This is a genomic window from Candidatus Binatia bacterium, assembly GCA_036382395.1.
In the GTDB taxonomy this organism is placed as follows: domain Bacteria; phylum Desulfobacterota; class Binatia; order HRBIN30; family HRBIN30; genus JAGDMS01.
Genome location: DASVHW010000460.1, coordinates 1 through 7,495, shown reverse-complemented (window position 1 = coordinate 7,495; position 7,495 = coordinate 1). Strand labels below are relative to the sequence as shown.

General features: G+C 64.0%; 4 protein-coding genes. All 4 read right to left on the bottom strand.

The annotated features are described in order from the left end of the window. The coding region (locus tag VF515_22775) for an ATP-dependent DNA helicase RecG (GenBank protein HEX7410454.1) at nt 1–1,961 on the bottom strand (1,961 nt) is incomplete at its 3' end. Nucleotides 1,962–2,112: 151 nt separating this feature from the next. After that, nucleotides 2,113–5,439 (bottom strand): carbamoyl-phosphate synthase large subunit, encoded by a 3,327-nt coding sequence (carB, locus tag VF515_22770; GenBank protein HEX7410453.1) that lies wholly within the window; start codon nt 5,437–5,439, stop codon nt 2,113–2,115. Nucleotides 5,440–5,549: 110 nt separating this feature from the next. Further along, the gene (carA, locus tag VF515_22765) at nt 5,550–6,698 is read right to left on the bottom strand and encodes a glutamine-hydrolyzing carbamoyl-phosphate synthase small subunit (protein ID HEX7410452.1); all 1,149 of its coding nucleotides are present in this window, start codon (nt 6,696–6,698) and stop codon (nt 5,550–5,552) included. A gap of 11 nt (nt 6,699–6,709) precedes the next feature. Further along, nucleotides 6,710–7,495 (bottom strand): dihydroorotase (locus VF515_22760; protein HEX7410451.1); only part of this gene is annotated, 786 nt, incomplete at its 5' end.

Genomic DNA, 7,495 nt, shown 5'->3' with positions numbered 1-7,495 from the left:
AGAAGCTGGAGGTCGCCGCCTTTGAAGCGCCGCATGACGGCATCCTTCTCGTCCGCTTTCATCTTGCCGTGCACCAACCCCACCCGGTACCCGTGAAAGACGGCGCGGGCCAGCTCCCGCGCCATGGTCGTGGCGTCGCGCAGCTCGACCGCTTCGGAGCTCTCCACCAGCGGATAGACGACGTACGCCTGCCGGCCATGATCGAGCTCTTGTTTGACCAGGTCGTAAACGTCCGCGCGCTCACCTTCGTGCCGCAGCAGCGTGCGCACCGGCTGGCGGCCGGGCGGCATTTCATCGAGCACGGAGACGTCGAGGTCCCCATACACAACCATCGTCAGCGTTCGGGGAATTGGCGTTGCCGTCATCAACAAGATGTCGGGCACGACGCCCTGGCCGCCGCCCATGCGCCGCAGCGCGGCGCGCTGCAGCACGCCGAAGCGATGCTGCTCGTCGATCACGCCAAGGCCGAGGGCCTTGAAGGTCACGCTCTCCTGGATGAGGGCGTGCGTGCCGACCACGAGCTGGATCTCACCGGTCGTGATGCGGTCGTAGATCTCTCGTCGCTTCGCGCGTGTCAGCACGCTGGTCAGGAGCGTCGTGGAAATATCCAGCGGTTCGGTGAACTTCCGGATCGTACTGAAATGCTGCTCGGCAAGGAGTTCGGTCGGCGCCATGAACGCCGCCTGGTATCCGTTCTCGATCGCCACCAGCGCCGCCAACAGCGCCACGATGGTCTTGCCGCTGCCGACGTCGCCTTGCACCAGCCGGTGCATCGGATGTGCCGCCGCCATGTCGGTCCGGATCTCGCCGAGCACACGTTCCTGTGCAGCGGTGAGATGGAAGGGTAACAGCGCGCGCAAGCGCGTCGCCAGCGTCCCGCGCTCCGGCAGCGTCAGTCCCGTCTCGACCTCAACCGACCGGCGTCGCAAGGCCATGCCCAGTTGAAGGAAAAACAATTCATCGAAAACGAGCGAGCGGTGCCCGATCGAGCGGCCGCTGTTGAGTGTGTCGACATCGGCATCCCGCGGCGGATTGTGAATGAGTTGCATGGCCTGGCGCAGATCGGTGATACGCGCCGCGTGGACCACGGCGTCCGGTAACACGCTGGGCAAGCGCTCGGCCCAGTCGTTCACCGCCTGTTGCAGCACCTTGCGCACCGCGCCGACGCCCATGTTGGTGGGCTTGTTGTACACCGGGAGAATCCCCTGCCCTTCCAGGTCCGGATCCAACTCGATTTCCGGATGCACCATGCGTTTGGAGCCGCCCGCAGCGCCCTCGACCTTGCCGTGCAACAGGCAGCGTTGTCCCACCTGGAAGCGGCCGCGGAAATAGACCACTTGATGGTACCAGGTGAGCGCCAGCAGACCGCTGTCGTCGCGCAGCACGCCTTCGAGGATACGGCGTCGGGCTCGCCCAACGTAGCGCTCGGCCAAATGCGTAATTTCGCCGATGACGCTGGCGATTTCCCCCACACGTAAATCGCGGATTTTGCTGACCGTGCGCCGGTCCTCGTAGCGGAACGGCAAGTGATACAGCAGGTCTTCAACTGTGGCGATGCCGAACTTCTTGAATTGCTCGGCACGCCGCGGGCCCACACCGCGCACGAACTGGGCCGACTGCGACAGGGCGTGGAGATGATCGGCAGGCTCGCCGCCCGTGCGCCGGTACGGCGGGACGACTTCGGGGCTGCCGTGGCGCAAGCGGTCCACCAGCGTTCGGCAACGTTCAATGTAGATGCGGCGCTGGTCCGACGCTGCGGTATCGTAGGCTTTCAACTCTTGACATAGCGCTTCAAGGTCCGCACGCACACGGGCGTCGCGCACGGTGTGCAGCAGCGCTTCTCCGCGCGCCGCCAGGGTGTGATACGCGAAGTGCGTGCGCGCCTCAGTGCCTGCCGGCGCCTTGGCGAGGAAGTTCAGCGGAGATGAAACCGCGCTAAGGAAGTCGTCGAGTGCGTTCATCCTCCGCCCGCTGCGGCCTCCACCCTAACCCTCCTCCGTTCGCGGAGATGCGCACGGAGGAGGGAACCGGAACAGAGCCACGATTACGGGTCCCCTCTCCTGTTGCCGACTCCGGCAACGGGGGAGGGTCAGGGAGGAGGCGGTTCCGCCCTCACTGCGCCGCGGCAGGCCGGCCACCGGTGCTCCCGTCCGCTCCCGTGCGGCGGTGATATAGCTGCAGGGCCTGGACCCCGAGCGCCTCGCGCTGCAACAGCTCCACTCCTTCCGCCGCCGCCTCGGCGCCCGCCACCGTGGTAAAGTACGGCACGTGGCATTCGAGCGCGCTACGGCGGATGGAGAACGAATCCAGCTGGGGCCCAAAACCTTTCGGCGTATTGATGACCATAGCGATGACGCCGCGGCGAATGGCATCGACCACGTGCGGGCTCCCCTCGGCCACCTTGTTGATCGTCTCAACGGTCAAACCGCGCTCCCGCAGATACGACGCCGTGCCGCTGGTCGCAATCAATCGGAAACCGGCCTGCGTCAGCCGGGCTGCGATCGGGAGCACGGCGGCCTTGTCCTCATTGCGGACACTGATGAACACGGCCCCGCTTTTCGGGAGCACGGTGCCGGCAGCCATCTGCGCCTTGGCAAAGGCCGCCCCGAACGACGGCCCGATGCCCATGACCTCCCCGGTGGACTTCATCTCGGGCCCGAGCAGCGTGTCGACGCCGGGGAACTTCGAGAACGGGAACACCGCCTCCTTCACCGACATGTGCTGCGGGATGACCTCCTCCGTAAAGCCCTGCTCTTCCAGCGTCCGTCCCACCATGACCCGAGCCGCGATTTTGGCCAGAGGTACGCCGATGGCTTTGCTGACGAACGGCACGGTGCGCGAGGCGCGCGGATTGACTTCGAGGATGTAGATCTCGCTGCCTTTGACGGCGAACTGCACGTTCATGAGGCCGACCACACGCAGCTCGAGAGCCATGGCTTTCACCTGCTGGCGGATCTCTTCCAAGACAGCTGGCGGGATCGACTTGGTGGGGAGCGAGCAGGCGCTGTCGCCGGAATGCACCCCGGCGCGTTCGATGTGCTCCATGATGCCGCCGATCACCACGCGCGTTCCATCAGACACCGCGTCGACGTCCAGCTCGATGGCGTCATCGATGAACTTGTCGACGAGAATCGTGCGCTCGGGCGCCGCGTCGAGGGCACGCTCCATGTAGCGGCGCAGGTCCTCCGCCTCGTACACGATCTCCATGGCACGCCCCCCGAGGACGTACGAGGGCCGCACCAGGACGGGGTATCCGAGGCGATCGGCGACGCGCACGGCTTCAACCACGCTGCGAGCGATACCATTCGGCGGCTGGCACAATCCCAGCTTCGACAGCAACTCCGCGAAGCGCTCGCGGTCCTCGGCACGATCGATGGCGTCGGGTGAGGTGCCGATGATGGGCACGCCCGCCTGTTCGAGCGGCACGGCAAGTTTCAACGGCGTCTGGCCACCGAACTGCACGATCACCCCTTCGGGCCTTTCTCTCTGCACGATGGCGAGCACATCTTCGAGCGTCAACGGCTCGAAGTAGAGTTTGTCCGACGTATCGTAGTCGGTGCTCACCGTCTCCGGATTGCAGTTCACCATGATGGTTTCGAAGCCATCCTCCTTGAGGGCGAACGCCGCGTGCACGCAGCAGTAGTCAAATTCGATGCCCTGACCGATACGGTTCGGGCCGCCACCGAGAATCATGACCTTCCGTCGCGCCGTCACACCGGATTCGTCCTCGTCCTCATACGTCGAGTACAGGTACGGCGTGTAGGCAGGAAACTCGGCACCGCAGGTGTCCACCATCTTGAACACCGGCCGGATGCCGGCACTGAGCCGAGCTTGCCGGACCTCCCCTTCCGTCCGGCCGGTCAGTTGCGCCAAGCGGACATCGGAGAAGCCCATCTGCTTGGCGGCGCGCAAGCTCTCGGTGAGCAAGGGCGCAGCATGCTGCGCCCCTACAGTGACCTGTCTGTTCTCTTGTAGCGGCGCAGCATGCTGCGCCCGTCCACTTGCCTCGGCGCGAAGCACGTTTTCGTAATCAATGATCTGCTTGACGTTGTCGAGAAACCACGGATCGATCTTCGTCAGCTCGTACAACTGTTCGGTGCTGAAGCCGTCGCGGTAGGCTTCGGCGATGTACCACAAGCGCCGGGCATTGGGCACCCGGAGCTTCGCTTCCAGGGCCGCCCGGTCCGATGCCTGCGGTCCGCGCCCTTTGTTGTCGAAGCCATACGAGTCAATCTCCAGGGAGCGGATCGCCTTTTGTAGGGACTCTTTGAACGTCCGGCCGATGGCCATGGCCTCGCCGACGGACTTCATCTGCGGGCCGAGAATGTCGGTCGCCTCGGGAAACTTCTCGAAGGTGAAACGCGGAATTTTCGTTACCACATAGTCGATGGTCGGCTCGAAGCAGGCGGGCGTCTCGCGCGTGATGTCGTTCCGTATCTCGTCCAGGGTATAGCCGACCGCCAGCTTTGCGGCGATCTTGGCGATGGGGAAACCTGTGGCCTTGCTGGCAAGGGCGGAGCTACGGGAGACCCGCGGATTCATCTCGATCACGACCAGGCGACCCGTCTCGGGGTGTACAGCGAACTGGATGTTCGACCCGCCCGTGTCGACGCCGATCTCACGGATGATGGCGACGGCGGCGTCGCGCATGATCTGGTACTCCTTGTCCGTCAGCGTCTGGGCCGGAGCGATCGTGATGCTGTCGCCCGTGTGCACGCCCATGGGATCGAAGTTCTCGATCGAGCACACGATGACGACGTTATCTTTCGCGTCGCGCATCACCTCCAGCTCGAACTCCTTCCAGCCGGCGATGGACTCTTCGATCAGCACCTCGCGCGTCGGCGACGCGTCCAGGCCGCCATGCATCTGCTCTTCAAATTCCTCGCGGGTCGAAGCGATGCTGCCCCCGGTGCCGCCCAACGTGCGCGATGGCCGAATAATCACCGGCAGCCCGAGCTGATCGAGGACGGCACGGGCCTCGTCCAGGCTGCGCGCATAGCCACTGCGCGGCAGGTCGAGGCCGATACGTTCCATGGCCGCTTTGAACAGATCGCGGTCCTCGGCCTTTTTGATGGCAGCCAGTTTGGCGCCGATCAACTCAACGCCGTAGCGCTCCAGGATGCCGCGTTCGGCGAGCTCGATGGCGGTGTTGAGGCCGGTCTGTCCGCCGATCGTGGGCAGCAGCGCGTCGGGCCGCTCCACCTCGATGATGCGTTCCAGCATGTCGGCCGTAATCGGTTCGATGTAGGTGCGATCAGCGAAGCCTGGATCCGTCATGATCGTTGCGGGGTTGGAATTGATCAGGATGACGCGGAATCCTTCCTCCTTCAGCGCTTTGCACGCTTGCGTGCCTGAGTAGTCGAACTCACAGGCCTGGCCGATGATGATCGGCCCGGAACCAATGAGCAGGATGCTCTTGATGTCAGTGCGTTTGGGCATTGGTCGGTTAGCTTATGGCTTATGGCTTATGGCAAATCGCCGATCGTCCATTGCTGCTGCTCTCCGATCTTCTGCCATCCGCCATAAGCCATATGCCATACGCGTCCTTCTCATCTCCCCGCCTCCATCATCTCGACGAAACGGGCGAACAGGTAGTGCGCGTCGTGTGGGCCCGGGGATGATTCCGGGTGATACTGGACCGAGAAGATCGGCAGGTCGGCGTGGGCCAGGCCTTCGACCGTTTGATCGTTCAGGTTGACGTGCGTCAGCTGGGCGCGGCCCTGCATAGACTCCACGTCGACGGCAAAGCCATGGTTCTGGGAGGTGATCTCCACCTTGCGCGTGGTCAGATCCATCACCGGCTGATTGCCGCCGTGATGTCCGAACTTGAGTTTGTAGGTGCGTCCGCCCAGTGCCAAGCCGAGAATCTGGTGTCCCAGGCAGATGCCGAAGATCGGCTTCTTGCCGATCAGTTCGCGCACGATGCCAGCGTACGGACCCACGTCGGGGTCGCCCGGACCGTTCGACAGGAAGATGCCGTGCGGCTTCAGCGCGAGCGCGTCTTTCGCACTCGTCGCGGCTGGAACGACCCGCACGCGACAGCCCATGCTGACGAGATTGCGGAGAATATTTCGTTTGATGCCGAAGTCATACGCAACGATGAAGGGTGCCCTGCCGGCGCCACCTTTGGCTTTCGGCTCTGAGCCTTCGGTCGATCTCTTCCCATATCCCCTCCCGAGCTCCCACGTGCCCTCGTCCCAATCATACGAGTCAGCGCACGTGACCTCCTTCACCAGGTCGCGTCCAATGAGGCCTGGCAGTGCCCTTGCCTTGGCCACCGCACTTACGGGATCGAGGTCGAGGCTCGAAATCACCGCTTCTTGCGCTCCATGTGTCCGGATGTGCCGGACCAGCGCCCGCGTGTCGATTCCCTGGATAGCGGGAATGTCATGCTGGCGCAGGTACTCTCCCAAGCTCTGCTGAGCGCGCCAGTTGCTTGGATGCTCCCAGTACTCTTTCACGATGAAGCCTTGCGCGAACGGCCGGCGAGATTCCACATCCTCCGCATTGACGCCGACGTTACCGATCTCCGGATACGTCATGGCGACCAGTTGACCGCAGTACGAAGGATCCGTGAGGATTTCCTGGTATCCGGTCATCGACGTATTGAAGACTACCTCACCGCCGGCTTCGCCGGCCGCGCCGAAGCTGAGGCCTTCGAACACCGTGCCGTCGGCCAGGGCCAACAACGCCTTCATGCCGGCAGCCATCACCCTGCTGCTCTCCCGCGGGAAGATGGGGCCTGGAAGGATTCGTCCCGCCACACAATCCGTCCGCCGACGATCGTCACCATTGTTTGTCCGTGCATCTCCATGCCTTCGAACGGAGTACTGCGGCCCTTGGAGTGGAAGCGTGCCGCGTGCACGGTCCACCGCCGGGCCGGATCCACCACTGTGATGTCAGCCACAGCTCCGGGGGTAAGCGTTCCCAGCGGCAGGCCCAAGATGCGGGCTGGATTCACGCTCATGGCGGCAACGATTCGCTCCAGCGGAATATTCGCTTCCTCCGCCAGGCGCAAAGCCAGCGGCAGGGTGGTTTCCAGGCCGACCACGCCGTTGAGCGCCCGATCGAACTCGACTTCCTTCTCGTCGCGGTGATGCGGGGCGTGGTCGCTGGCGATGACGTCGATGGTGCCGTCCGCCAACCCTCGCCGCACCGCCTCCACGTCCTGTTGCGTTCGCAACGGCGGATTCATCTTGGCATGCGTGTTGTATCCTTCAACGGCGGCTTCCGTCAGCGTGAAGTGGTGCGGCGCAGCCTCCGCCGTCGCCGCAAGTCCGCGTGCCTTGGCCGCACGGATCAGCTCGACCGCACCGGCCACGCTCACGTGCGCCACGTGCAGGCGCCCGCCGGTGTGTTCGAGCAAGGCGAGGTCGCGGGCAATCATCGCTTCCTCGGCGGCCGCGGGCATACCCTTCAGCCCCAAGCGCAGCGACATGGCGCCTTCGTTCATGACGCCCTCCGCGGCAATCGAGCAGTCCTCTTCGTGGACGAT

Bases quoted from the DNA above. Each gene is read 5' to 3' on its own strand.
- carB (HEX7410453.1), bottom strand. From the start codon at position 5,439: ATGCCCAAACGCACTGACATCAAGAGCATCCTGCTCATTGGTTCCGGG.
- carA (HEX7410452.1), bottom strand. From the start codon at position 6,698: ATGAAGGCGTTGTTGGCCCTGGCCGACGGCACGGTGTTCGAAGGCCTC.